The organism is Saccharomonospora sp. NPDC046836, from assembly GCF_040645195.1.
Classification (GTDB): domain Bacteria; phylum Actinomycetota; class Actinomycetes; order Mycobacteriales; family Pseudonocardiaceae; genus Prauserella_A.
In genome coordinates, this window is the sequence record NZ_JBEYXW010000002.1 from 305,139 (window position 1) to 330,344 (window position 25,206).

The 25,206-nt window shown below is 69.5% G+C and carries 29 protein-coding genes; 6 read left to right on the forward strand and 23 right to left on the reverse strand.

Annotated features, from left to right (window positions below; genetic code table 11):
• Positions 1-6 precede the first annotated feature (6 nt).
• Positions 7-840 carry an SDR family oxidoreductase gene (locus ABZ863_RS04510; protein WP_358531020.1) on the reverse strand — a complete coding sequence of 278 codons (834 nt, stop codon included), beginning with the start codon at positions 838-840 and terminating at the stop codon, positions 7-9.
• A 151-nt stretch (positions 841-991) separates the two neighbouring features.
• Between ABZ863_RS04510 and ABZ863_RS04515 the strand changes: the two genes are divergently transcribed.
• Genes ABZ863_RS04515 through ABZ863_RS04525 form a run of 3 tightly spaced genes read left to right on the forward strand, consistent with a single transcriptional unit; the run spans position 992 to position 4,052 of the window.
• Complete coding sequence (locus ABZ863_RS04515) at positions 992-1,567, forward strand: helix-turn-helix domain-containing protein (protein ID WP_358531022.1); 576 nt, start codon at positions 992-994, stop codon at positions 1,565-1,567.
• 25 nt (positions 1,568-1,592) lie between these two features.
• The gene (locus ABZ863_RS04520; protein ID WP_358531023.1) at positions 1,593-2,531 is read left to right on the forward strand and encodes a phytoene/squalene synthase family protein; all 939 of its coding nucleotides are present in this window, start codon (positions 1,593-1,595) and stop codon (positions 2,529-2,531) included.
• A gap of 3 nt (positions 2,532-2,534) precedes the next feature.
• Positions 2,535-4,052, forward strand: coding sequence for an FAD-dependent oxidoreductase (locus tag ABZ863_RS04525; RefSeq protein WP_358531024.1), 1,518 nt, complete (start codon positions 2,535-2,537; stop codon positions 4,050-4,052).
• A 1-nt stretch (position 4,053) separates the two neighbouring features.
• Here ABZ863_RS04525 and ABZ863_RS04530 read toward each other — a convergent pair whose 3' ends face one another.
• The 6 genes from ABZ863_RS04530 to ABZ863_RS04555 form a co-directional block, all read right to left on the reverse strand.
• The gene (locus tag ABZ863_RS04530; RefSeq protein WP_358531026.1) at positions 4,054-5,031 is read right to left on the reverse strand and encodes a DUF5914 domain-containing protein; all 978 of its coding nucleotides are present in this window, start codon (positions 5,029-5,031) and stop codon (positions 4,054-4,056) included.
• 28 nt (positions 5,032-5,059) lie between these two features.
• A complete protein-coding gene (locus ABZ863_RS04535) occupies positions 5,060-5,887 on the reverse strand; it encodes a pentapeptide repeat-containing protein (protein WP_358531027.1) in 828 nt (275 codons plus the stop codon).
• Between the two features lie 31 nt (positions 5,888-5,918).
• Positions 5,919-6,188 (reverse strand): DUF2277 domain-containing protein, encoded by a 270-nt coding sequence (locus ABZ863_RS04540; protein ID WP_358531029.1) that lies wholly within the window; start codon positions 6,186-6,188, stop codon positions 5,919-5,921.
• Between the two features lie 5 nt (positions 6,189-6,193).
• Entirely contained in the window at positions 6,194-7,447 is a 1,254-nt protein-coding gene (locus tag ABZ863_RS04545) for a DUF6596 domain-containing protein (protein ID WP_358531031.1), read from the reverse strand.
• Complete coding sequence (locus ABZ863_RS04550) at positions 7,444-7,785, reverse strand: YciI family protein (RefSeq protein ID WP_358531033.1); 342 nt, start codon at positions 7,783-7,785, stop codon at positions 7,444-7,446. Before ABZ863_RS04550 ends, ABZ863_RS04545 begins: the two co-directional genes overlap by 4 nt.
• A gap of 80 nt (positions 7,786-7,865) precedes the next feature.
• On the reverse strand, positions 7,866-8,486 hold the full coding sequence (locus tag ABZ863_RS04555) for an L-threonylcarbamoyladenylate synthase (RefSeq protein WP_358531034.1): 621 nt from the start codon (positions 8,484-8,486) through the stop codon (positions 7,866-7,868).
• An 82-nt stretch (positions 8,487-8,568) separates the two neighbouring features.
• Here ABZ863_RS04555 and ABZ863_RS04560 point away from each other — a divergent pair, with 82 nt between their 5' ends.
• Together ABZ863_RS04560 and ABZ863_RS04565 are read left to right on the forward strand one after the other, a co-directional pair.
• A complete protein-coding gene (locus ABZ863_RS04560) occupies positions 8,569-8,817 on the forward strand; it encodes a hypothetical protein (protein WP_358531036.1) in 249 nt (82 codons plus the stop codon).
• Positions 8,810-9,547: a class I SAM-dependent methyltransferase gene (locus ABZ863_RS04565; RefSeq protein WP_358531038.1), complete on the forward strand. Its 738-nt coding sequence runs from the start codon at positions 8,810-8,812 to the stop codon at positions 9,545-9,547. The genes ABZ863_RS04560 and ABZ863_RS04565 overlap by 8 nt, the downstream gene beginning before the upstream one ends.
• Before the next feature lie 7 nt (positions 9,548-9,554).
• On the opposite strand, the gene ABZ863_RS04570 is transcribed toward ABZ863_RS04565, so the two are convergent.
• From ABZ863_RS04570 to ABZ863_RS04595, 6 genes are all read right to left on the reverse strand, one after another.
• On the reverse strand, positions 9,555-11,321 hold the full coding sequence (locus tag ABZ863_RS04570) for a pyruvate dehydrogenase (protein ID WP_358531039.1): 1,767 nt from the start codon (positions 11,319-11,321) through the stop codon (positions 9,555-9,557).
• Positions 11,322-11,396: 75 nt separating this feature from the next.
• Positions 11,397-12,326 (reverse strand): AEC family transporter, encoded by a 930-nt coding sequence (locus ABZ863_RS04575; protein WP_358531041.1) that lies wholly within the window; start codon positions 12,324-12,326, stop codon positions 11,397-11,399.
• An 85-nt stretch (positions 12,327-12,411) separates the two neighbouring features.
• On the reverse strand, positions 12,412-12,558 hold the full coding sequence (locus tag ABZ863_RS04580) for a hypothetical protein (protein ID WP_358531043.1): 147 nt from the start codon (positions 12,556-12,558) through the stop codon (positions 12,412-12,414).
• A gap of 55 nt (positions 12,559-12,613) precedes the next feature.
• Entirely contained in the window at positions 12,614-13,462 is an 849-nt protein-coding gene (locus tag ABZ863_RS04585; protein WP_358531254.1) for a reverse transcriptase domain-containing protein, read from the reverse strand.
• 5 nt (positions 13,463-13,467) lie between these two features.
• Positions 13,468-14,298 carry a DUF222 domain-containing protein gene (locus tag ABZ863_RS04590; RefSeq protein ID WP_358531256.1) on the reverse strand — a complete coding sequence of 277 codons (831 nt, stop codon included), beginning with the start codon at positions 14,296-14,298 and terminating at the stop codon, positions 13,468-13,470.
• On the reverse strand, positions 14,240-14,548 hold the full coding sequence (locus tag ABZ863_RS04595; protein WP_358531264.1) for a hypothetical protein: 309 nt from the start codon (positions 14,546-14,548) through the stop codon (positions 14,240-14,242). Before ABZ863_RS04595 ends, ABZ863_RS04590 begins: the two co-directional genes overlap by 59 nt.
• Positions 14,549-14,736: 188 nt before the next feature.
• On the opposite strand from ABZ863_RS04595, the gene ABZ863_RS04600 reads away from it, so the two are divergent.
• Positions 14,737-15,378, forward strand: coding sequence for a class I SAM-dependent methyltransferase (locus ABZ863_RS04600; protein WP_358531045.1), 642 nt, complete (start codon positions 14,737-14,739; stop codon positions 15,376-15,378).
• 209 nt (positions 15,379-15,587) lie between these two features.
• On the opposite strand, the gene ABZ863_RS04605 is transcribed toward ABZ863_RS04600, so the two are convergent.
• The 10 genes from ABZ863_RS04605 to ABZ863_RS04650 all read right to left on the reverse strand — a co-directional run bounded on the left by ABZ863_RS04605 (position 15,588) and on the right by ABZ863_RS04650 (position 25,066).
• Positions 15,588-16,667 (reverse strand): MSMEG_0565 family glycosyltransferase, encoded by a 1,080-nt coding sequence (locus ABZ863_RS04605; RefSeq protein WP_358531047.1) that lies wholly within the window; start codon positions 16,665-16,667, stop codon positions 15,588-15,590.
• Entirely contained in the window at positions 16,664-17,500 is an 837-nt protein-coding gene (locus tag ABZ863_RS04610) for a carbon-nitrogen hydrolase family protein (protein WP_358531049.1), read from the reverse strand. The genes ABZ863_RS04605 and ABZ863_RS04610 overlap by 4 nt, the downstream gene beginning before the upstream one ends.
• Positions 17,501-17,504: 4 nt before the next feature.
• Positions 17,505-18,365, reverse strand: coding sequence for a carbon-nitrogen hydrolase family protein (locus tag ABZ863_RS04615; RefSeq protein ID WP_358531051.1), 861 nt, complete (start codon positions 18,363-18,365; stop codon positions 17,505-17,507).
• Positions 18,362-19,750 carry an MSMEG_0567/sll0787 family protein gene (locus ABZ863_RS04620; RefSeq protein ID WP_358531053.1) on the reverse strand — a complete coding sequence of 463 codons (1,389 nt, stop codon included), beginning with the start codon at positions 19,748-19,750 and terminating at the stop codon, positions 18,362-18,364. The genes ABZ863_RS04615 and ABZ863_RS04620 overlap by 4 nt, the downstream gene beginning before the upstream one ends.
• Before the next feature lie 2 nt (positions 19,751-19,752).
• Positions 19,753-20,823, reverse strand: a complete 1,071-nt coding sequence (locus tag ABZ863_RS04625) for an MSMEG_0568 family radical SAM protein (protein ID WP_358531055.1) — start codon at positions 20,821-20,823, stop codon at positions 19,753-19,755.
• 33 nt (positions 20,824-20,856) lie between these two features.
• Positions 20,857-21,369, reverse strand: a complete 513-nt coding sequence (locus ABZ863_RS04630; protein WP_358531057.1) for an MSMEG_0572/Sll0783 family nitrogen starvation response protein — start codon at positions 21,367-21,369, stop codon at positions 20,857-20,859.
• Between the two features lie 46 nt (positions 21,370-21,415).
• Complete coding sequence (locus ABZ863_RS04635; protein WP_358531059.1) at positions 21,416-22,243, reverse strand: amidohydrolase family protein; 828 nt, start codon at positions 22,241-22,243, stop codon at positions 21,416-21,418.
• Complete coding sequence (locus tag ABZ863_RS04640) at positions 22,236-23,564, reverse strand: MSMEG_0569 family flavin-dependent oxidoreductase (protein ID WP_358531060.1); 1,329 nt, start codon at positions 23,562-23,564, stop codon at positions 22,236-22,238. The genes ABZ863_RS04635 and ABZ863_RS04640 overlap by 8 nt, the downstream gene beginning before the upstream one ends.
• Positions 23,561-23,845: an MSMEG_0570 family nitrogen starvation response protein gene (locus ABZ863_RS04645; RefSeq protein WP_358531062.1), complete on the reverse strand. Its 285-nt coding sequence runs from the start codon at positions 23,843-23,845 to the stop codon at positions 23,561-23,563. The genes ABZ863_RS04640 and ABZ863_RS04645 overlap by 4 nt, the downstream gene beginning before the upstream one ends.
• 141 nt (positions 23,846-23,986) lie before the next feature.
• The gene (locus ABZ863_RS04650; RefSeq protein ID WP_358531063.1) at positions 23,987-25,066 is read right to left on the reverse strand and encodes a M23 family metallopeptidase; all 1,080 of its coding nucleotides are present in this window, start codon (positions 25,064-25,066) and stop codon (positions 23,987-23,989) included.
• Positions 25,067-25,206 lie beyond the last annotated feature (140 nt).

Here is a 25,206-nt window from a genome sequence, read left to right on the forward strand (position 1 = left end):
CCATCTTCACCCGTCCGTCGCCGCCAGCGTCGCCTTCGGCCGCGGGTCTCCCGCGACGACCGAGCGCGTGACGCGCTTGGCCATCGCCGCGATCATCCGTCGCGGGCGTCGCGGCGTGAGGTGGGCGCTGAGCGCGTTGCCCAGCCCCGGCACGACGTAGGCACGGTTGCGCTCGAGCCCGCGCAGCGCGGCGCGCACGACCGCGGCGGGTGCCATGGTCTTGCCGCCGATCGCCGCCCCCTTGCCGACGCGGTCGAAGAACGCCGTCTCGGTGGGGCCGGGGCACAGTGCCAGCACCCGCACCCCGCGGTCGCCGAGCTCTGCGCGCAGCGCGAGGCTGAAGTTCAGCACGAACGCCTTGCCGGAGCTGTAGGTCACGAAGTACGGCGAGGGCTGGAAGCCCGCCGTCGAACCCACGTTGATGATCTCGCCGCCGCCCTTGGCGAGCATTCCCGGCACGAGTGCGTGGGTGAGACCGACGAGCGCGACGACGTTGACCATCAGCTGCTCGCGCTCGGACTCGGCGTCGATCTCACCGAAGTGCCCTGCACTGCCGAACCCGGCGTTGTTGACGAGCAGGTCGACACCGATACCCGCCGCGGTGAGCCGCGTGCTGATCCGGCGTGCGGCGTCCTGCTCGGCGAGGTCCTGGACGATCACCTCTACGCGCACCTTGTGGTTGGCGCGCAGCCGCGCGGCAAGGCGTTCGAGCCGGTCGCCGGACCTGGCCACCAGGACGAGATCGTCGCCGCGCGCGGCGAGCTGTGCGGCGAACTCGGCACCGAGGCCGGACGACGCGCCGGTCACGAGGGCGGTACGGGCTGAGCGCTCGACTGTCATGCGAAGCCTCCTTAGTCAGGAACGAAAACTGCAACATCAATGTAGCGGTTATTTCCTGAGAAGCAACACAGGTGCTCTAATTAGGTGACGATCCGGGGCATCGCGGTATCGTCTGGAGGTAACGACCCTGAAGAGGAGGTGGCTCCCGAGCATGGCCACCCGAGCACGACCACTGCGCGCCGACGCCGAACGGAGCGTGCGCGCCATCCTCGAAGCCGCGGAGCGGGTGCTCGCCGGCAACCCGGCGGCTTCCATGGAGCAGATCGCCGAGGCCGCCGGCGTCGCACGCACGACGATCCACCGGCGCTTCGCCAGCAGGCAGGCCCTGCTCGGCGCCATGGCGGAGACCGCGGTCCGCCAGTTAGGCGAGGCGATCGAGGCCAGCCGCCCGGAAGCCGTCCCGCCGGTGGTGGCGCTGCACCAGATCACCGCCAACGTGCTGCGTGTCAAGGTCAACTGGGCATTCGCCCTCAACCAGCAGGACGAACCGGACAGCCCGACGGCTCGTGCCCAGGAGGAGATCGCGCGCCGCTGCCTGGAACTGCTCGGCCGCGCCCAGCGCGACGGCATGCTCGACGCGGATGCCGACCTGGCGTGGGTACGGCGCGTGTACTACGCCCTCATCGGCGAAACCCTGCACGGCGAGGACGCCCGCACCGATCCCGACGTGCTGGCCGCCAGGATCGTGGACACGCTGCTCAACGGGAGCGGACCCCGGCTTCGGTGACGCCGACGCGGGTATCCAGCGCGGCATGACCCGTCGAGAGCTGGCCGCCGCGGGAGTCACCGAGCCGCACCTGGTCGCCGCATACACGCACTGCCGGGCGGTGCACGCGCAGCACGGGCGCACCTACTTCCTCGCCACCCGCCTGCTCCGGCCCGCACAGCGGCCCGCGGTGCACGCACTGTACGGGTTCGCCCGCTACGCCGATGACATCGTCGACACGCCGGACCCCGCGCGGCCCGCCGAACGCCTGGCCGCGCTCGGCGCAGCCCTGGGCGAAGGACTGCGCACCGGCGTCAGCACCGATCCCCTGCTCGCGGCCGTGGTCGACACCGCGGTCCGGTACCGCATCGACCCCACGCTGTTCGACCGGTTCCTGGAGTCGATGCGGATGGACCTGACGATCACCGGCTACCCCACCCGCGCCGGGCTCGACCGCTACGTCCACGGTTCGGCGGAGGTCATCGGCCTGCAGCTGCTGCCGGTGCTGGGCACGCTGTGCCACCCCGCCGAGGCCGCTCCGCATGCCGCCGCGCTCGGCGCCGCGTTCCAGCTCACGAACTTCCTCCGCGACGTCGGCGAGGACCTCGACCGCGGCCGCCTCTACCTGCCCGCGGACGAACTCGCCGCGTATGGCGTGGACCGGCGGCTGCTGCTCTGGTGCCGGCGCACCGGCCGCGTCGATCCACGCGTGCGGCGCGCGCTCGCCGACCAGATCGCGCGCACCCGCGCCGTGTACCGCCGCGCCAGACCGGGGCTCGCGATGCTGTCCCCCGCGTCGCAACCGTGCGTCGGCACCGCGTACACCCTCTACGCTCGGATTCTCGACCGTATCGAGCAACGCGACTACAACGTGTTCACCGGGCGTGCCGCGGTGGGCAACGCCCCACGTGCGGCACTCACCGTCCGCGCAGTGCTGCGGACCGCGCTGGCACGGGCAGCTCACCCCGCGGCCATGCGGGGCTGACGGGTGGCCGCCCGCGATCGCAGGCGCGCGAACTGGCCGGCACCCCGGGGAGCCCCCAGTGCGGCCCCGCAGCAACGGCACGCCGTCGTCGTGGGCGGCGGTATCGCCGGGCTCACCGCGGCCACGGCGCTGGCGGAGCGCGGGGTCACCGTCGACCTCATCGAGCGTGAGCGGTACCTCGGCGGTCGCGTCGGTGGCTGGACCACCACCCTCGCCGACGGCTCGGTCACCGGTATGAGCCGCGGCTTTCACGCGTTCTTCCGCCAGTACTACAACCTGCGCGCGCTGTTACGGCGCGCGGACCCGACACTGGACGTGTTCACACCCGTGCCCGACTACCCGCTCGTCGACGCACACGGCCGCAGCGACAGCTTCCACGGGCTGCCCCGCACTCCGCCCTGGAACGCGCTCGCTTTCGCACTGCGCAGCCCCACCTTCACGGCACGCGACCTCCTGCGCCTGGATCCGCGGACGGCCGCGGTCCTGCTCGACGTCCGGGTCCCCGGCACCTACCACGAGTGGGACGACGTCGATGCGGAGGAATTCCTGAACCGGATCCGTTTCCCCAGTGCCGCACGGCATCTGGCGTTCGAGGTGTTCTCCCGCAGTTTCTTCGCCAGGCCGGAGCAGCTGTCGGCGGCCGAACTCGCGGTGATGTTCCACCTGTACTTCCTCGGCTCGGCCGAGGGCCTGCTGTTCGACGTTCCGCGGGAGCCGTTCCACCGGTTGTGGCACCCGCTGGCCGGCTATCTCCGGCAGCACGGCGCCCGGCTGGATCTCGGCGTCCGCGCAGAGGGCGTCGCACCGGCGGATCGCGGCGGGTTCCTGGTGCACAGCGACGGGGGCACGATCGAGGCGGACGGTGCGGTGCTCGCGCTGGATCTGCCGGGGCTCAAGGAGCTGCTCGCCGCGTCGCCGCAACTGCCCGACGGTTGGCGCGACCGGGTCGCCGCGCAGGAGACCGCACCACCATTCGTGGTACGCAGGCTGTGGCTGGACCGGCCGGTCGGCCGAACCCGGCCCGCGTTCCTTGCGACGAGCGGTGTGCCGCCGCTGGACAACATCAGCGTGCTCGACCGCTACGACACCGACGCGGCCGCGTGGGCCCGGCGCACGGGCGGGTCGGTGGTCGAGCTGCATGCCTACGCCGTGACGGGCCCCGGCGAGGACACCGCACGAGACCTGCTGGTGCGGCTGCACACGCTGTACCCCGAGACCCGCCCCGCGCGCATCGTCGCCGACCGGATCGAGCGGCGTGCGGACTGCCCGCTGTTCGCCCCTGGCACCTTCCTCCGGCGCCCCACTGTCGCGACCCCGCTCGACGGGCTGGTCCTTGCCGGTGACGGCATCCGGGTGGACCTGCCGGTGGCGCTCATGGAACGCGCCGCGACCACGGGGTGGCTCGCGGCGAACCGGCTGCTGTCCGGCTGGGGCGTGGCCGGGCACGAGGTGGTGACGGTGCCGCTCGGCGGCCGGAGCCCGGTCCTGCGGCTGCTGGCGGGTGCACTGCGGCACCGGTGACTCACACGCGGCCCGACCGCAGCGCGTACCGCCGCTCGGCGTAGGCCAGATCGTCCCGCCACAGGCGGGTGGCTGCGCGGCGCATGGCGGGGCGCACCAGCGGTGCCAGCCTGCGCACCACGGCGAAGCCCGGCCGGTCCGAGGTGGCCAGCGTCGCCTCCAGCACAGCGGTGCGGGGGCGCCCGTCGGCGGCCGTGCCCAGCGGCGTGGCGTGGGTCTCCACCACGCTGCCCTCGCCTTCCCCGGACACGATGCGCATGACCACCGTCCGCGGTTCCGGGCAGGTGAACTCCGCGCGCACGGCGACGCCGAGCCGTGGCGCGACGCGGAAGGTGACGTCCACCAGGAACCGGTCGTCGCCATCGACCGGCGTCCGAAGCACTGTCAACCGGCTGAAGGAGTACGGATGGAACCACGCGCCGTGCCACGGATCGAGCCGGTTGGCGATCACGTCGGCCGGTTCGCACACGCCTTCCAGCCGGGTGACCGCGGCGATCTCACCGTTGCCGGGCCGGGGCGGCAGGATCGGCGCCTGGCTCGGCCGCTCGCCGCACTCGGTATCCAGCCGGACCCAGGCCAGGACACCGTCGTCGTACGCGGGCAGCGGCTGCCAGCCGGCACGCCCGCAGGGCGGCACGGCGAGCCCGTGCCAGCGGCACAGCAGCTCCCCGGCGACCACCCTGCCGTGAGCGAGCGGCGCCCCCAGGTGGGGACATTGACCCGGACCGGCGACGAGCGTGCTGTCGCGGTCGCGCCACGCGACGATCTCCCGTCCCGCCACCCGCGTGCCGTACGGGCGTTCACGCCGGATCGCGCGGCTGGCGGCGAAGGCGAACCAGTTGCCGGAAGGGCGGGCCAGCGCACGTCCCGCCGCCGCCTCGATCAGCGCGGGACTGGCCTCGACGTAGGTTGGTTCCTGCCGTGCCCACGGCAACCGTCGAAGAGGCTGCACAGGCCAGCGCCGTTTCGATCCGTCCACGCGGTCGGGTAGCCGACGGCGATTCCCGTCAAACGCTGGGGCCCGGCCAGCGGGCCGGCCTCAGCAGGCCGGGCGGCAGTCTCGTGGCTTGGTCACCCTGTGCGGCGGCGTCGAGCTGGGACTGGGCGACGAACAAGCTGGTGCTGAGGTCCGCCCCGCGCAAATCGGCGCCGCGCGTGTCGGCACCGACCAGGTCGGCCAGCCGCAGATCCGCCTCCCTAAGGTCGGCTCCGATGAGGTAGGCCCCGCGCAGGTTCGCTCCCCGCAGGTCACCGCCGCGCAGGTCGCGCCCCATCAGGTCGGCGCCGCGGAACTCGGTGGCACGCCGGGCGAGCCCGGCCCTTGCGAGTTCACTCGCCCGCACCAGCAGCGCGTTCACCGACTGCCAGTGTGCGCGCACGTCCAGCTCGACGAGGGCGTCCGCCGCCAGTTCCGTGAGCTGCTCTGTGCGTTCCCGGGCAGCCGCCAGCTCGGCATGCAGTGGGGTCGCCGCCGTCAGCGTCAGCGCCTCGCCGAGGTACCACAACAGCTCCCGCAGTTCCCGCATGATCGGAAAAACCGTGAACAACTGTGCCGCGGTGTCCGGGGCCTGCCGCCAGTCGCGGCCGCCGAAGGTCACCTGTGAGACGTGCTGTCCGGCACCGAAGCAGTCGTAGACGGCACAACCGGCGAAGCCGCGCGGCCGGAGCCGATCATGAATGGAACAGCCGAAATCCGTGCGCAGGTTCGGGCACGGCTGCCGGGCGGGCTTGTCGATGGCGAAGTCGGCCGAGGCCGAGAACGCGGGTACGACGCAGCACAGTCCGAAGCATTGCGAGCAATCGGCTCGCAGGTGCGAGCGCTGGTCGTCGGGCACGGGCGCCGATGCTACGGGGCGCCTGCCGCGGTCAGGATCGGCGGGCCAGCCGGGCCTGGACTTCGGGGCGGCGCAGCGGCGGCACGGTGGTCGGCGGCATGCGCCGTGCGGGCAGCTCCTGCAGCAGCCGAGCGGTGACCTCCGTGATCTCCGCGACCGCCGCCTCGAACGGCTCCCGTGTCGCATCGGACAGCGTCTGCACACCGCTGATCTTCCGCACGTACTGGCGGGCAGCGGCCTCGATCTCCTCGGCCGTGGCTGCGGGTTCGAGACCGCGCAGGACGGTGATGTTGCGGCACATGCGGCTCAGGGTACGCGGGTACCGGGCTGTGCGGAGTCCGTCGCCGAGCGCAGCCGTTCGGTCAGGAACTCGTGTTCGGTGGCGTTGTCGGCCAGCGCCAGCGCCGCCTGATAGGCCACCACGGCTTCGCTGTCGCGGCCGAGCCGGTGCAGCAGTTCCGCCTTGGTCGCGGGAAGGTACCGGTAACCGGCGAGCCTGCCGTCACGTTCGAGCGCGTCGATCTCGTCGAGCCCGGCCTGTGGTCCGTCCACCATGGACACCGCGACCGCACGGTTGAGTGCGACGACCGGGGAGGGCCAGATCCGCAGCAGCTCGTCGTAGAGGGTGCGGATCTGCGGCCAGTCCGTCTCGGCGTAGCTCGGTGCCTGCGCGTGCAACGCGGCTATCGCGGCCTGCAGGGTGAACCGCCCTGGCGGTCCGGCGCGCAGCGCGGCCACGATCAGCTGGTCGGACTCGGCGATCAGCGCACCATCCCAGCGGGAACGATCCTGCTCTGCCAGGCGCAGCAGCCGACCGTCGGTGCCGGTGCGGGTGTCGCGGCGGGCATGGTGCACCAGCAGCAGCGCCAGCAACCCCGCCACCTCACGCTCGGCGGGCAACAGTGCATGCAGTAGACGGGCGAGGTCGAGGGCGCGGCCGGTCAGCTCGTCGCGCTGCAGCGTGTCACCGGACCCCGCGGTGTGGCCGGTGGCGTACAGCAGATGGATCACCGTCAGCACCGCGTCGACGCGTTCAGGAAGCTCGTTCGGCGCCGGAACGGCGTAGCGGATGCGCGCGGTCGCGATCTTCTTCTTGGCGCGGGTGATGCGGGCCGCCATCGTCGGCTCGGCGACGAGGAAGGCGCGCGCTATGTCGGCCGTCGGCACACCGCACACTAGGCGCAGCGTCAGCGCGACCTGCGCCTCCGCGGCCAGTGCCGGGTGGCAGCAGGTGAACACGAGCCGCAGCCGGTCGTCGGGAATGCCGCCGTCCTCGGCCGGTTCGGCGGCGGCCGGCTCCAGCAACAACGGCAGCTTGGCCTCCAGCGTCTGCCTGCGGCGCAGGGCGTTGAGCGCGACGCGCCGCGCGACCGTGGTCAGCCAGGCGCCTGGCCGGGCGGGGACGCCGTCACGCGCCCAGGTCCGCAGAGCCTGGACGTAGGCGTCCTGCACGGCTTCCTCGGCGGCGTCCAGATCGCGCGTGACGCGCACCGTCGCGGCGAGCACGTAGGCCCATTCGCGACGGTGCGCGTCGGCGACCGCCTGCTCGATCGAGCTCAACCGGATTCCGTGACCTCGAAACCCACCAGCGGCCTGACCTCCACCCCGCCGTCCGCGATCGGCGTCAGCTTGGCCAGCGCGAGCGCGTGGTCGAGGTCCCTCGCCTCGATGACGAACACACCGGCGAGCACCTCCTTGGTCTCGATGAACGGACCATCGGTCACCACGCCGCCGCGGATCGAGGTCGCCGTGCTGTCCGGCGCGAGCCCCATCCCGGCGACCTCCCTGCCGCCGAGCTCGGCGATCCGGGACGGCAACTGTTCATGGGCCCGCATCACCTCCGCCGGCAGCTCCTCGGGAGGCACCCGTTCGTAGATGAGTACCGCGTACTGGGGCATCAGGCCACCACCTTTCGATCACACCGGCCTTACCTGGTTTCGACACACGAGGATCGCCGAAATCGACAGGTGGCGCGATGTCAGCCGAAACGCGCGACGTCGCCCGCGCCGACCCGGACGATCTCGGCTTCGTCGCTGGAGAAGTCCACCACCGTCGTGGGCTCGGTACCGCACTCCCCCGAGTCGATCACCGCATCCAGCACGTGTTCCAGCCGGTCCTTGATCTCCCAGCCCTGGGTCAGCGGCTCCTCCGCGTCGGGCAGCAGCAGGGTGCTGGACAGCAGCGGCTCATTGAGCTCCGCGAGCAGCGCCTGCGCGACGGTGTGGTCGGGAATCCGGACCCCCACCGTCTTCTTCTTGGGGTGCAGCAACCTGCGGGGCACTTCCTTCGTCGCGGGAAGGATGAAGGTGTAGCTGCCGGGGGTGGCGGCCTTGATCGCACGGAACACCGAGTTGTTGATGTGCACGAACTGGCCGAGCTGGGCGAAGTCCTGACAGACCAGCGTGAAGTGGTGCCGGTCATCCAGGTGCCGGATCGACCGGATGCGGTCGATGCCCTCGCGGTTGCCCAGCTGACTGCCGAGGGCGAAGCAGGAATCGGTCGGGTACGCGATGAGCCCGCCGGCACGGAGGATCTCGACGACCTGGGCGATCGCGCGGGGTTGCGGGTTGCGCGGGTGCACGTCGAAGTACTTCGCCATGGAGGGAGGGTAGCGGCCGGATCGCCCACACAATGTGCCGGTCACACGTCGGCGTCGTGGACCTGAGGGCGACAATGTGCGCATGAACCGCTACCGGCGGCGGCCCCTGCGCGAATGGGTGTGCCCCTGCAGCAGCACCCTCGCGGCCGAGCAGATGCCGGCCTGCAACAACGCCGCATGCCTGCGTCGCTGGTGGCTCGTCTTCGGCATACCCTGTGTCCTGCTCATTGGCGGGCTCCTCGTCGCGGGTGGCACGATCTGGGCCGATCCGCCACCTGCCTGCCCGGACGGGTTCACTCAGCAGACCGGCACCACCTGCGTCCGTGGTTGATCACGCTTTCGCCGAGCCGGCCCTCACCGCGTGGTACGACGTGCTCAACCCCTGGGGCGCCGGTGACGACTTCTACCTCGGGCTCGCGCTGCCGGGGACGGCGGTCCTCGATGTCGGCTGCGGCACCGGCCGCTTGCTGCATCGAGCACGCGACTCCGGGCACAGCGGACGACTCTGTGGTCTCGATCCCGCGTCCGCCATGCTCGCCCACGCACAGCGACGAGCGGACATCGAATGGGTCCTCGGCGATCTCGGCTCGAGGAGCTGGGACCGCGAGTTCGACCTGGCCGTCATGACCGGTCACGCCTTCCAGGTCCTCCTGTCCGACGACGACATCGCGGCCGCGTTCACCACCGTCCACAAAGCACTCACCGGGGGTGGCCGCTTCGCCTTCGAGACCCGTAACCCACTGGCGCGGCCATGGCGCCGCTGGACGCCGGAAAACGCCATCGAGGTCACCAACGCGGCCGGCGACCAGCTACGGGTAGAACATCGTGTCGAGGAACCGGTCGGTGGCGATGTTGTCCGGTTCTCCGAGACTTTCGTGTTGCCCGGGCACAACCGGCCACAGGTCAGCCATACGAGCCTGCGGTTTCTCGACCCGGCGGCACTGTCGTCCGTGCTGTCCGCAGCTGGTTTCGCAGTCGAGGCCCAGTTCGGCGACTGGGACCGCAGCACGCTCACCCCGTCCAGCCCGGAGATCATCACGATCGCCAGGGCGGTGAGCTGAGCGCGACTCAGGCGGGCCCGGTGCGACCGCGGGCCGTGCCAGCTGGGCGCGGGATGTTGCGCAGGTTGCTGCGGGCCAGCTCGACCATCTTCCCGACACCGCCGTCGAGCACCGTCCTGCTCGCGGCGAGCGCGAAGCCGCGCACCATCTCGCCGGTGATCCTCGGCGGGATCGACAGCGCGTTGGGATCGGTGACGAGATCAACGAGCGCCGGTCCCGGCCTGCGAAGGGCCTCGGTGAGTGCATCGCGCACGCGGTCGGGGTCCTCGACCCGCTCGGCGGGAATCCCGCACGCCGCGGCGATCGCGCTGAAGTCGACCGGCGGGTGGTCGGTGCCGAAGGACGGCAGGCCGTCGACGAGCATCTCGAGTTTCACCATGCCGAGGCTGGCGTTGTTGAACACCACGACCTTCACCGGCAGGTCGTAGGCGGCCAGCGTCAGCAGATCGCCCATCAGCATCGCGAGACCGCCGTCGCCGGAGATGGACACCACCTGGCGGCCGGGCTCGGCGAGCTGTGCGCCGATGGCGTGCGGCAGCGCGTTGGCCATGCTGCCGTGCCGGAACGAACCGAGCACCCGCCGCCGCCCGTTCGGGGTGAGGTACCGTGCCGCCCACACGTTGCCCATGCCGGTGTCCACGGTGAACACGGCGTCCTCGGCGGCGACGGCGTCGAGAACGTCCGCCGCGTACTCGGGGTGAATCGGCGTGTGGTGCTCGACGTTGCTGGTGTAGGCCTCGACGACCGTCTCCAGCTTGCGCGCGTGTTCCCGCAGCGTGCGGTTCAGGAAGGACCGGTCGTCACGCGGTTGGAGCAACGGCAGCACGGCCAGGATGGTCTCCCGCACCGCACCGTGCACGCCCAGGTCCAGCGGTGTGCGGCGGCCGAGGTGGGCGAGGTTGGTGTCGATCTGGATCGTCCCCGCTTGCGGCAGGAAGTTGTCGTAGGGGAAGTCGGTGCCCAGCAGCACGATCCGGTCCGCGGCCTGCATGGCGTCGTAGCAGGCGCCGTAGCCGAGCAGCCCGCTCATGCCGACGTCGTAGGGGTTGTCGTACTGGATCCACTCCTTGCCGCCGAGCGAGTGGCCCACCGGCGCCGCCAGCCGCTCGGCCAGGGCCATGACCTCGTCGTGCGCTCCGGCGCAGCCCGCGCCGCAGAACAGCATCACCTTCTCGCCGGAGTCCAGCAGCGCGGCCAGTTCGCCGATCGTCTCGGACGTGGGCACCACCGGCGAGGGCAGCGTCAGCCGCACACGCTCGGGGCGCGGCTGGGGCGCCTTGCGTTCGGAGACGTCGCCGGGCAGCGTCAGCACCGACACGCCGCGCTCGCCGACGGCGGTCTGCATGGCGATGTACAGCAACCTCGGCAGTTGTTCCGCCTGCGACACCAGCTCGCTGAAGTGGCTGCATTCACCGAACAACTGCTCGGGGTGGGTTTCCTGGAAGAAGTCGGTGCCGATCTGCGTGGACGGGATATGCGAGGCGATGGCCAGCACGGGTGCGCCGGTGCGGTGTGCGTCATAGAGCCCGTTGATCAGGTGCAGGTTGCCGGGCCCGCAGCTGCCGGCGCAGACCGCGAGCCGTCCGGTGAGCTGCGCTTCGGCGGCAGCGGCGAAGGCCGCGGTCTCCTCGTGCCGCACGTGTACCCAGTCGATGTCGTCGGTGCGGCGCACCGCGTCGACGATGGGGTTGAGGCTGTCGCCCACGATGCCGTAGATGCGTCGCACACCGGTGTCACGCAGCGTCGTCACCAGGTGTTCGGCGACGGTAGCCATGCTCGTCCTCCTCGCCTGTCGGCCCTGGCGGATCTGTCACCAGGGTCCGCGCAGGCGGCACCTGTGTCCAATGCACTAGGACAGCAGTGCGACGACGGCGAACATGACGGGCATGCTCAGCACGGTCGTGGTCAGCGCGGCGTCGCGGCCGAGCGTGACGCCCTGGTCGAAGCGCACGGCGTAGCCGAACACGTTCTGTGCCGTGGGCAGCGCTGCGCAGACCACCACGGCGAGCAGCGAGTGCCCGTCGAGGCCGAGCACGAGACCGGCGAGCCAGGCCAGGGCCGGGTGTACGAAGTTCTTCAGCACGACCACGGTTGTCAATAGGGGCAGGGTTTCCTTGTCCCGACCCGGCCATGCCGCCCTGTGCAACGTGATCCCGAAGGCGAGCAGCATCGCGGGCACCGCGGCGTTCGCCAGCAGCTCGATCGGCTGCATGATCGGTGCCGGTGGCTCCCACCCGGTCGATGACACGATCAGCCCGGCGGCGGTGGCGACCGCGATGGGGTTACGTACGGGCGCGGTCAGTGTCCGGACGAGCGAGGGACGACCGCCGTCGGCGCGTTCGGAGAGGACGTCGAGCAGAGTCGTGAAGAACGGGGTCAGTACCGCCAGCTGGAACAGTAGTACCGGCGCCATCTCCGCCGCGTCGCCCAGCACGTATGTGGCGATCGGCAGGCCGAGGTTGCCCGCGTTGACGTAGCCGCTCGCCATGGCGCCTATCGTGACCTCGCCCCCAGGCCGCCTCCGCAGCAAACCGATCGGGACGTACAGCAGGCAGGCGAGCGAGCTCGTCACCCCGGTGACGATCAGGTCCTCGGAGAACACCGCACCGACGTCGGCCTGCGCCAAGGTCACGAAGAGCAGGGCGGGACTGGCGATGAAGAAGGCGGTTCGCGACAAAACCTGTGTCGCAGAAGGGCCCAGGACACCGGCTCGCCCAGCGGCATAGCCCACCGCGATGATGACGCCGATCGCGAGGAAGCCCTCGATTACCCCATTCACTGCGCAGTCACGTTTGATCACCGTAGAGCTGTGACGGAGATCAAGCGGGACCGGGTGGCGGCTTCCGCCCCTGCTCAGCCCGTGTTCAGCCGGTCAAGGGTGGTTCGGGGTTGCTGGTGTAGGTGTAGCCGCTGGGGGTGGTGACGGTGACGACTCCGGTGTCCGGGTGTAGTCGGTAGGTCCACCCGGGACGGTCCTTGAGGCGGTGGTGGGTCGGCGGCGGGACTTTCACCCGCCGCCGCTCTCAGAACCGTGCGTGACGCTCTCGTGTCACACGGCTCCCGTTGTCAGACTGTCGGGAGTGCTCCGTGTCGCCAGTGTATGAAGGTGCCCGGGTAGGTGCTGGCAATCTGGGCGAGCTGCCTGCGGGCTTTGGCTGGCGATCGGTGCAGGTGTTTGAATTTCCGCATGGCCCACCTCACTAGATGAGGGTTGATCCGGCTGGCCAGAAAGCTGATCAACAGAGATTTGTAGAAGCGCCCATAGTAGTTGATCCAGCCCGCCACGATGCGATTGATCATCGCGGCGACTTCTCTGAAATTGAGGCCCGTACGGCGCCCCAGACGCCATCCGCGGATCACTGCCGCCATCGATTTCTTGGCGGACTTGCTCACCGCGGGTAGGAATCCGGCTTTCCAGCGCCCATCTCGTAATCGTGCATAGCGAGGAGGGAACGTATAGCCCAGGAACGTGAACTCGACACCATACCGGTGGTGCCGCGCACGTTCGTCCTGGAAACAGTGCACGATCTTGGTTCTCTCCGGATGAAGAACCAGCCCAAAACGCGCAAATCGTTCCGCCACAGACCTCTTAATGTAGTGAGCCTGTTTCTCGCTCACGCAATGTACGATGACATCATCACAGTACCGTTCGAACCTGACCAGAGGTTGCATCCGCGTCATCCAATCGTCGAATGCATAATGCATGAACAGGTTCGACAACAAGGGAGATATCGCGGACCCTTGCGGTGTTCCGCGATCTCGCTTTTCCAATGACCCGTCTGACTGCTGGATAGGAGCGGTGAGCCACCGCCTCACATACAGCATCACCCACGGTAGATCCGTGTGCTTCCCCACTGCACGCAAAATCGGTTCGTGCGGAACGGTATCGAAGAATTTCTGTCTCCAGCACAGCATTGCTCTCAAGCGACTCTGGCTTCTACATCAGAACCTCTCAATCGCATTCGGGACACACGATGCCGCCGACAAAGGTTGACCAGATTCGATTGTCCTGTGGACCCTTGGGCGCTCCACGGGATGTGGTGGTCGTTGTCGCCGAAATGCGGCGGCCGGTGACACGAGGGAAAGCGGCATTTGCGATCCCATACCCGCACGAACTCGTCGGTGACCGCCGGCGGCCGATACCGTTGTCGCCCAACGTCGATCGGCGCCCCGGTGAGAGGATCGGTCACAATCCGCCGCCAGGTCGAGGAGGGTTCTTCGGCGATCTCTCGTGCCACCGAAGCGGGAATCGGCCCGTATCCCGCCAACTGGGCGGGATCATCGTTCAACCCAGCCAGGGTCGTGAGGTCAACGTAGACGTAGACGTGGACGTCGGCCTTCGCCCCCGACCCATCGGTGTTCGAACCAAGCAACAGCTCAGCGAACACATCGGCCCGAAGTTGGTCGAGCGTGCGCGATTCGTTGGCACCGCGCAAGGTACGGGCCATCCGATCAATCCGCGCATAGGCGGATGAAGCAACCTCAGCAGGCAAATCAGCGAGCAACGTGGACATCCCATCGTCACCAGGCAACAACTGCACCGACCTCTCCGCCCGACGGTGGTCCGCCCGCCGGGCAGCCCCCTCCGGATCGGCCTTCAAAGCCCAATAGGACGCAACCCGCCGAACCTGATGAGGATTCTTACCCTCCAGTCGAGGGGCGACGGTCGAGTCAACTTCCCGAGCCTGCGCGTCACTCAACCAAGCCGTAGCCGCAGCAACCTTCGGAAGCCCGATAAGAATCCACAACACCGGACTCCATAGCAGCCAAAGTCTCCGGAAGCCGACGAACCAGGACAGTAGACAGATCCACGACCCGCCGAGCGTGCTGCTCACTCACCGAAAGCACCAACGCCAACTCAGCAGCCACATCCGGGGCATGCCCCCGATGTTCATCGAGCGAGTTCACGGCCCGATGCAACGAGGCATCAACCCACATCTTGAGCCGATTAAGACCCTCAATCTGGGCCAGAATTTGTTGGTCTAGCAAGGAATCCCCCACGAGACCATCATACCGAACCAAGTAGCCAACTACAAGAAGAGCGTGACCACGATACCCGAACCGTCGGGAACTGTCGCTAGTAGACAGTGACAAAACTCAACCACAGGAGCGACAGTTTCACACGGCGTGCCTGAAACCCAACCACCCCAACCACTTCGGTAAACCACAAGATATGCAAGAGTAGCAACATGCCGGTCAAGCACCCGATCTTCGCCCGCCTCTACACGAGGGTCAGCAAGACCATGGAACGCAGCGGCATGGCCGAGTATCGCCGGACCCTGCTGGCCGGGCTCAGCGGAACAGTCGTCGAGGTGGGCGCAGGTAACGGACTCAACTTCGCCCACTACCCCGACACCGTCGACCGGGTCGTCGCCGTCGAACCCGAGCCCTACCTACGGCAGATCGCCAGTGCCAACGCCAAGCAGGCACCCGTCGCGGTCGACGTCGTCGACGGCATCGCGGACCGTCTCCCCCTTGCCGATGGCACGGCGCACGGTGCGGTTGTTTCGCTGGTGCTGTGCTCCGTCCCCGACCAGGCAGTGGCTCTGCGCGAGATCCACCGGGTGCTCACGCCCGGAGGAAAGTTGCACTTCCTCGAGCACGTCCAAGCCGAGTCCCGACGTATGCAGCGCCTGCAACGTGTCCTCGACTCCACCATCCGGCCCTATCTGACCGGCGGCTGTCACGCCGGCCGGGACACCGCGTCCATGATCGAGCGCTCCGGCTTCACCATCGACCAGCTCGAAAGCTTCGACTTCCCCGATCCGCGCTCACTGTCGGCACGTCACATTCTCGGTACCGCGACCCGCACCGATCCTGGCCAGTCCTGATCGCCTGAACCATCCGAAAAGGACAAATTCACCAACCGTACTCTCACACCGGGCGAGGTCCCTGGGGGTCAGACCTCGCCCGGCGTGAGCGGCGCAGGCCACAAAGGACCGCGCTCCGTAGCGGGGCCGCGCTGGGGGACCGGCGGCCAGCCGCTACTGAGCGAAATCGTAGCTGCCACACCGTCGCCGCGCCACTACGAATTCACGTGTCAGCCGAGTAGGCGGCGGTACAGCGCCAGGTGCTCGTCGGCGGCCTTCGCCCAGGTATACCCCGCCGCCAGTGCACGGCCTGGCTCCCGCACGGAGTCCGGGTCGTCCAGCGCGGCCCGCAGCTGCGCCGCGAAGCCTGCCGGGTCGGCGGCGAACCGCGCGGCGCCGCCGAACACCTCGCGCAGAACCGGCAGCTCACGCGTGACCACCGGCACCCCCGCGGCGAGTGCCTCCATCGCGGCCAGGCCGAAGCCCTCCTTGGTGGAGGGGAAGGCGAACACGCTCGCCGCTGCGACGATCGACGGCAGCTCCTCGTGCGGCACCGGGCCGAGCACGCGAGGCTCGATCCCGAGTTCGGCAGCGCGCGCGTCGAAGCGGCTGCGGTAGTCGCGGTAGTCGAACAGCGTCTCCCCGCCGGCGATCACCAGCCCGACGTCCGGCGTGGACTCCCGCAGAACGGCGAAGGCCTCCAGCAGATCGAGCGTGCCCTTGCGGGGTTCGATACCGCCGACGGCGAGGACGTAGCGGCCGAGTTCAGCCTGCCGGCGCCGCACGGCGGCGGTATCGGCCGCAGCCAGTGCGAACCGGTGTGCGTCCACGCCGTTGGGGATCACGGTGGCACGGATTCCCCAGCCCGCACGGAGTTCCTCGGCCACCGCCGCCGAGACACAGACGTGCGCGAACGGCCGGACGATCGCGCGCTCGTGGCAGGCCGCCAGCTCCGGAGTGGTGAAGTTGTCGAGGTGGTGCACCGTACGGACACAACGCGCGACCGCATTGGCGCTGATGCAGTCCTGGGCGTGCACGATGTCGTAGGCGGACGGTTCGAACGCGGCGCGCAGGGTCTCGATCGAGCGCAGGATCCGGGGCCCGACGCCCTCACCGTCGATGTCCGGAAACGGCAGGATCCGCTGTCGCACCCGGGGATCGACGGTGCGGAAGAAGCTACCGTCGCCACCGCGGCCGAGTGTCCACACGGTGACGTCCGCGCCGGTCGCGGCCAGTGCCTCCGCCAGCGCGAGGGTGTGGACGACTCCCCCGCGCGGCTTGGTCGAGTAGCTCAGCAGCGCGATCTTCACACCGCGCTCCGGTAGGCCGCGGGTTTACGCTCGCCGAGATGGTGCAGGACCCGCCGGGCGTTGCCGAGCTCCGTGGCCACGTCCACCTCCGCGACGGCGATACCCGCCTTGCTCCACGTTCGCGCGAGGATGTCGCCACCAGGCCCGACGACCTTGGCCTGGCCGAGAAACCGCATGCCACCCATGGCTCCCGTCTGGTTCGACGAGGCCAGCACCACCTGGTTCTCCGCGGCCCTCGCCTGGTCGTACAGGTCGAACAGCCGCGACTGCCGGTCCTGCGCCATCCGCGGCGCACGGTTGGTGATGCTCGTCGGCCAGGCGGACAGGCATGCCACGATGTCCGCCCCGTCGAGGGCGAGGCTGCGGGCCGACTCGGGGAACGTCTTGTCATAGTCGATGAGCATGCCGATCCGCCCGGCGGGGGTGTCGAACGCGGTGAACGTCTCGCCCGCGGCGTAAGCCGCCACCTCGCCCGGCGGCTGGTGGACCTTGCGGTGCTTGCCGAGGACCCCGTCCCCCGTCACGCACACGGCGGCGTTGTAGCGGTTACCGTCCTCAGCGGACTCACAGAAGCCGACGCAGACCACCATCTCCGCTGCGAGGACCGAGATCTGCTTCAGGTAAGGGCTGTCCACGGTCAGTGCGGGCGGTAACGCCTCGGGGTCCGGGTGCCGCAGGTCCGCCAGGTAACCGCCGAGCGCGGCGTCCGGCAGCACCAGCAGCGAGACACCCGAGCCCCGCGCATGCTCGATGAGCGTGGCAATGCGCTGGAGGTCGAAGTCGAGGTCGCGGCCGAAATGCGCGGCCACCGCACCGATACGGATCACACCCATCGGCTCAGTATGTCGGCACGGCGAGTTCCGCCGTCCCCGCGCCCAGCGCCGGATACGCCTCCGGCCTGCGATCGCGCAGGTGTCCCATCGACCGCCGCGCCGCCTCGAGTGCCTGTGCCACGTCGAGTTCGGCGATCGCGAGCCCCTCGACCACCCCGGTGTCGGCCAGGATCTCGCCACCGGGATCGACGACCTTGGCGCTGGCCACGAAACGCAGATCGCCGAACGTGCCGGACTGGTTGGCCGACAGCCAGACGATCTGGTTCTCCAGCGCCCTGGCACGGTCGAACAGGTCGAACCGGCGCTTCCACCGGTCCTGCGCGAGGTCCGCGGCCGGGTTGGTCCGGCTGCACGGCCACGCCGACACGCAGATCACGATCTCGGCGCCGTCCAATGCCAGCGAGCGAGCGGATTCCGGAAACGCCTTGTCGTAGCAGATCATCATGCCCAGTCTGCCGACCGGCGTGTCGAACGCCGCGAAGGTGTCGCCCGCCCGGTACGTCGCGTCCTCCGACAGCGGCTGGTGGACCTTGCGGTGGTTGCCTAGCACCCCGTCGCCGCTCACGCACACCGCGCTGTTGTACCGGCGGCCGTCCGCTTCCTCACAGTACCCGGCCGTGACGACCAGATCGCCTGCGAGCGCGGCGAGCCTGCGGATCTCGGGACCGTCCAGCGCCAGTGCGGGCGGGCCGTCCGCGCCACCATCGAGGTTGGCCAGGTACCCGCCGAGGCACGCCTCCGGCAGAGCCAGCAGCCGGACTCCGGCCGCGCGCGCCTGGTCGATCAGGTGCGCGATCCGCGCGAAGTCGGCTTCCAGGTCCCGGTCGAAGGGCGCGGCAACCGCGGCCATGCGGAGCGTGCTCATCCAGAAGTCCCCAATCCGGTCACCCCGGCGTCGATCACCGTGGTCAGTTCGCCATCCGGCCAGCGCAGCCGCACACCGCTGCCGGTCACCAGTTCCCCGCACTCCGCGGTCACCGCGGGCCCCGCGGCGAGCGGCACCGCGGCCGCGTCGTCGGCCGTCAGCACCGCGAAACCGGGAAAGCAGGTCAGCCAGTCCCCGACCGCCACACCGTCCGGCCGTGGCACGGCGGCGACATCGAGCACCGCGCCGCAACCGCTGGCTTCGGCGAGCATGCCCAGCGTCCCGGCAATGCCCGCCATCGATACGTCCTTGGCCGCGGCCGGCCGGGCCTCCGCCACCGATGCCAGCATCGCGCGCAGCTCCGGGGTTCGCCGGGACGTCGTGGAATCCCATTGCCTGGCACCGTATCCCGGGCGCCACGCTCCGCCGAGGTCCACGGTGAGCCGCACCCGCTGACCCGGCAGACCGCCCCCGCCGGGCACCGGGTGCGCAGTGCGGCCGAGCGCGGTCACCGACAAGGCCGCAGGCACACCGAGCTGGGTGTGCCCGCCGAGCACGGGCACGCCGTAGGCCTGGCTCGCGCGCCGCAGCCCCGCGAGGACGCGTGCCGCGAACGAGCGGTCGCGCGCCGCGACGGCGTCGAGCAGCCCCACCGGCTCGGCACCCATCGCCGCGAGATCGTTGACATTGACGAGAACCGAGCACCAGCCCGCCCACTCCGGGTCCCGCTCCACCATGGACGGCACGATCGCATCGCAGGCGGCGACCAGATCGCTGCCCGGCACCGGAACGCCGTCGTCGCCGACGAACCCGGGTACCCCGGTCAGCCCGGTGAGCAGCGACCCGAGGTCGCTCTTGGTGGCCCGCGCGAGCGCGGCGATCCGGCCGATCGGCCAGCGCATCAGCACATGCGGGGCGCCGGCCACGGCCGTGGGCCGCACGGATTCCCAGCCGAGGCGGCGGAACAACGGCTCGTTGCGCACCTGCACCGTCGCCTCGAACCGCAGCACGCCGGCGCCCTCGGCATACGCACACGCCGCCCGGATCAGCGCCGCGCCGACCCTGCCGCGGCTGGCCGGGTGGACGACCAGTCGCCCGCCGAACCACCAGCCGACATCGGGACCACCGGCGGCGGGTCCGAGCCGAACACCACCGAGCAGGGTGCCCTCCCGGTTCCGCGCCGCGAGAACGACCGTGCGCGGATCGGCATCGTGCTCGTCGAGGTCGTGCCCGGTGAACAGGCCCTGCTCGGCGACGAACACTCTGGTGCGCAGCGCGTGGTAGGCCGCGAGCGTCGCGGCGTCCTCGACCGGTGCGATCCGGAACTCCGGCTGCAGGGCGACGCTCGCCGGATCACCCAGTACCGCCAGCACGTCGGGAACCATCGTCAGCCCCCTGCCGCGCTGAGCACACCGCAGGCGCCGCAGGCCGCACAACCAGCTCCCTGGTCGGCACCCTTCATCCCGGCCTCCCGCAGCAGGGCGGCCACGCGTTCGGTCACGGTGCGCACGAGCGCCGGAGCCGGCGCCTGCACACCAGCGCGCCTGGCGAGCGTGCCCAGCATGGGCCGCATCGGCACCACGAAGGGATAGACGCCACGCTCGATCAGCCGGGCCGCGCCGGCCACGAGCTCGTCCGGATCCTCGCCGAGACCGATGAGCAGGTAGGTGGACACCTTGTTGCGGCCGAACACGCGGACCGCCTCGTCCCAGGCGGCCTCGTACTCGTGCAGGGGCACCGTCGACTTACCCGGCATCCACCGGCGCCGGACCTCGTCGTCGAGCGACTCCACGTGGATTCCGATCGCGGTGGCACCGGCCCGGCGCAGCTCGGTGAGCACGGACAGCTCGCCCGGCGGCTCGATCTGCACCTGGATCGGCAGTCCAGGAACCGCCTCCAATACGGCATGCACACAGCGCACGAGGTGCCGGGCGCCCCGGTCGGGGCCGGCCGTGGTGCCGGTGGTGAGCACCAACTGCCGGACCCCGTCCAGTCGCACGGCCGCCTCGGCCACCTCGGCGAGCTGAGCCGGTGTCTTCGCCGCGATGGTCGCCCCCGCGCGCAGCGACTCCTCGATCGTGCAGAATCGGCAACGCTGGTCTTCGGCGTACCGGATGCAGGTCTGCACCACCGTGCTCGCGAGCACGTCCTTGCCGTGCAGCAGCGCAATCTGCTGGTACGGCACGCCGTCCGCGGTCCGCAGATCGTAGAACCGTGGCCGCGCAACGGGTTCCACAGACAGCCCGAGATCGATCCGGTCCCGGTAGACCCGTCCATTTCGGATCGTGTAGGGGCTGTCCGGGTTCAGCGGCAACGCCGCGTTGCTGCCGTCGACCACCAGGTGCCCGTCATCGCTTGGCCCGGCACCCTTGCTGCGGCGCACCGGGGTGTCCGCCCGCACGCCGTGTACCGCGAGATCCACCCTGGCAGCGATCTTGTCTTCTGTGTCAACGCGCACGGCCACTCCCTTGCCTACGAATGGTTCGCCCTGCTACCACATGTACGTCGAGTTGATGATCGCCCCCTTGCGGGCGTAGTGGATCAGGGCGTCCTGCACGTCCAGTGGATGCGTCGGGATGACGCCCTCGATGAGGTCCTCCTCGCGCAGCCCGTGCAGCGAGAGCCCGAACCGGCAGCAGTAGACCTTGCCGCCTTCCTTGATGAAGGTCTTCAGCTGGTCGTTGATGTTGTGCTCGCCGGGGAACGCCGAGTTGCCCGTTGTCGGGAAACCACGCGTGGCCATGCAGTTCATCGAACCGGGGCCGTAGAAGTAGATCGCCGACTCGAATCCCTTGCGCAGCGCGCGAGTCGCCTGCAGGATCGCGACGAAGCTCACCGACGACTCGTGCGCGATACCGTGCACGAGTGTGAAATAGGACTGGCCCGGCTCGGCCTGGTAGTCCGGGAACACCTTGGTCCCGCCGTAGAGGTTCGAGCCTTCCGGCAACGAGGGGTGCGGGATCTCTTCGAGACTCTGCTTTTCGGTCTCCGTCAACTCGGACACGATTTCTCCTTCTCTCGCCGGATTTTTCCACTGCGGGCAGCGACCGCTACCCGTAGAGCTCGGTGAAGTTGCCGCGGAACACGAGTTCCGCGAGTTCCCCGTCGCCGGTCGCCGCCGTCAGCCGTGCCAGTTCCCCTGGCTGGTCGCCCCAGGGTTCGTCGCTGGCGAACAGGATGCGGTCGTGACCGATCCCCCGCCGGTCGATCTCGCCGGCGAGCCAGCGCGGGGCGAAACCGATCGACCAGGACAGGTCGGTGTACACGCGTTTGCCTCGTTCGATCCAGTCGAAGAACCGGTGCGAGATCAGCTTGATGTGCCCGCTCATGCCGCCGCCGAAATGCACGAGGTGGACGTCGACCTCATCGCCGTACCACTCGACGAGCCGGCCCACCTCGTCGATGTCGGAGGCCGCGCCCGGCGAGGTGTGCACATGCACCACCAGGCCGTGCTCCCGGGCGGCAACGAAGATCCGGTCGAGGCCGGGCCTGCATTCGGGATCGGTGGGCGATCCGCCGAGCAGGAAGCTCAGTTTCAGCGCGCGAACCCCGGGCTCGCGTGCCAGCGCCAGCGCCGTGGCTGTGCGCTCGGCATCGCGCGGCAACGGCGACACCCACAGGCCTGCCCGGATGCGGTCGTCCCGGCTCGCCGCCTCCACGCAGAGTTCGTTGAAGGAGAAGGCGATGCCGGGTTCGGGTACTCCGTAGTTGGGGATGACCAATGCACGCTCGGTACCCTCGGCGTCCAGATCGGACACCAGCTCGGCCAGCGTGGCACGCGCACTCACGTCGGGGTGCACCGCGGGCCCACCGTAGAAGGGATACGCGGGCAGCACACCGAGGTGCCGGTGCGCGTCGTGGATTCCTCGGTCAGTCATGGAGCAGTTTCATCCCTCGGTGTCGTACACGCGGCGCCGCTGTCCCCGCAATCCAGGGCACCTCGCTCGCCGGGCGGCGCCATCTCGACGCGACAATGCGGGAGGCGAGATACTCCGCATCGTCGGCGACGCCGCAGAACCGCCCGGAACCCCAGGTGTACTGCCAGGGCAGGCCGAGGAAGTAGAGCCCGGGGCAGCTGGTGACACCTCGCTCGTGCGTGGGATAGCCACGCCCGTCGAACACCGGGACATCGATCCAGCGGTTGTCCCGGCCGAACCCGGTGCACCAGATGACCGAGGTGATACCTGCCTTGTGGACATCCACTTCGGACGGTTCGGTCACGGGCTGCCACACCGGCTGGTAGCGTTGCTCCTCCGGCGCCTCGATTCCTTGTGCGCGCAGGTAATTGTCGATGGAGTCCTTGATCCCTTCCGACACGGCGTCGGCGTTGTCGAGGTTGTGCCTGAGATCCTGGGCGAAGCGGAGCACGCCGCCGGTGATGTCGACGAGCCGGCCGTAGAGGCGCATGCCGTCCCTGGCGAAGGCACGCAGATCGACGTCGCGGCCACCGTCGCGTCCGGTGACGTAGTGGTTGGCGCGCAACCGCACGGCGTCGGCGTCGGCGAACTCGTCGATACCGCGCCGGTAGTAGCCCATCTCGTCCAGCCACGCCACGACGTCCCGGCCACGGTAGTAGCGGGCGACCCGCGGCGCGCTGCCGACGGACAGATGCACGCGCCGGCCCGCCAGGTGAAGGTCCTCGGCGATCTGGCAACCCGACTGCCCCGTGCCGACGACGAGCACGTCACCTGGCGGTAACTGTGCCGGGTTGCGATAGTCGGCCGAATGCCATTGCGCCACCTCACTCGGCAGACGCTCGGCCAGTCTCGGTATGCGGGGAACCTGGTATGGACCTGTGGCCAGCACGACCTGGTCAGCGGTGAGCTCGCCCCTGGTCGTGGCGATTGCGAAGCCGCCATCCCCGCGTTGCCGCAACCGCGTCGCTGCCACCCCGGTCACCAGCGGAGCATCGAAGGACCTCGCGTAGTCCTCCAGGTAGCGCACGATCTCCTCGCGCACCATGAACCCGTCCGGATCGGCTCCCTGATAGGGAAAACCCGGAAGCCGGCACTGCCAGTTCGGCGTGACCAGGCAGAAGGTGTCCCAGCGGCGGTTCCGCCATTCGGCACCGGGACTGTCGCGTTCGAGCACCAAGTGGTCCACACCGGACTGCCTCAGGCAGTAGCTCATCGACAGCCCGGCCTGCCCGCCACCGACCACCACGACCGGCCGGTGCCTTCCGTCCAGCTGGCCGGTCATCGTTCGAATCCCTCGACGACCACAGTGGACAGAGGATCGGCGAACCGCGCTGCCGTGTGCTCGATCTCGGCGAGCTGGGCCGCCGCCTGTGAGCAGGCGAAACCGTAGCTCTTGCGCACCCGCTCCGACGCGATCGTCAGCGCTTTCCTGCTGAGTTCGACGAACTCACTCACCGGGTAGGCATGGCCGGCCGCGAACACGTCCTCGACAACGGTCGAGGGTGAGTAACACCGATGGATCGACTCGTCCGGCCAGCGCACGCGGAACACGACTTCGGGCACGATTGCCTCCTGCGCAGCGTTGATGCTGGAGGCAAGTTCACCCGCTGATCATTTCCGGGCGGTTACATCCGGAAAAGCGCCACGTTACCTGTAGTGCCGCTGTGTTACCGAAATCGCACAGTCCTTTTCGGACGCAACGGATCAGATGGAGACGCCACGACTGCGCAGCCAGGGCAGCGGGTCGATCTTGCTGCCGTTCTCGTGCACCTCGAAGTGCAGGTGCGGCCCCGTGGACTGCCCGCGGTTGCCCATCGTGGCGATCTGCTGGCCGGCGCTGACGTGCTGCCCCACCGAGACGAGCGACTCGTTGATGTGGCCGTAGACGGTGATGGTTCCGTCGTCGTGCTGCAGCCGTACCCACAGGCCGAAGCCACTGGCAGGACCGGAGTCGATCACGTCGCCCGCCATGGCGGCCAGGATGGGCGTGCCGATGCTGTTGGCGATGTCGATGCCGTAGTGGACAGTGCCCCACCGCGCACCGTAGGTAGAGGTCAGCTGCCCCTGCGCCGGCCGCACCACGGAGGCCGAGGACGACGCCGGGGCGGACGGAGCCGGGGCCGCCGGAGCGGCCTGCGCCGCGAGCTCCCTCGCGCGGGCAGCGAGGCGGTCGATCTCTTCCTTCGCGCTGTCCTGCTTGGCGACCGCTGCTTTGTAGGCTCGCTCGGCATCGGTCTTGGCCTTGGCGGCGGCGTCGCGGTTGGCCGCGGCGGTCCGCACCGCGTCCTGCGCCGCGCGATCGCGTTCTGTCTTGGTGTCGACTGCCTGTCTCATCGTGTCGAGCACATCGACGTGCTCCCCGCTCACCGCGTTCAGCAGCGACGCCCGCTCCAGCATCTCGTGGGGGTTGGCCGCACCGAGATAGGCGGTGACCGAGCCGACCGTGCTGCCCTGGCGGAAGCTGGCCGCGGTGAACCGATCGAACTGGCCGCGAGCATCGCCCACCTGTGCGGCGGCGGCCGTCGCCTCGGTCCGGGTCCGTTGTGCCGTCGTCTGCGCGGCGGTGGCTTCCTTGGCCGTCGCTTCCTGGCGCTGCTGCGCGGCGGTGAATGCCTCATAGGCGCGGGCCAGCTCCGCCTGCGCCCGGCTGAGCTCGGCCTCCGCGGCTGCGGCAGGGTCCGATTGCGCCTGCGCGGCGGGGTTCGCCAGCACGGCGGTCAGGGCCAGAGCGGACAGCATTGGCAACGCGGGCACGGCTCGGGGCAGCCGGCGGCGTGCACCCATTGTCACTCCATTGGGCGTCGGGGTTCGGGGCATGGCGACTATGCGTTACCCCCGCCCGGCAGATCCACCGAAGTTGACGCAGGCCACAACAATTGGGTCACGATGACGACACGATACGGCTTGTGGTACTTGACCACATG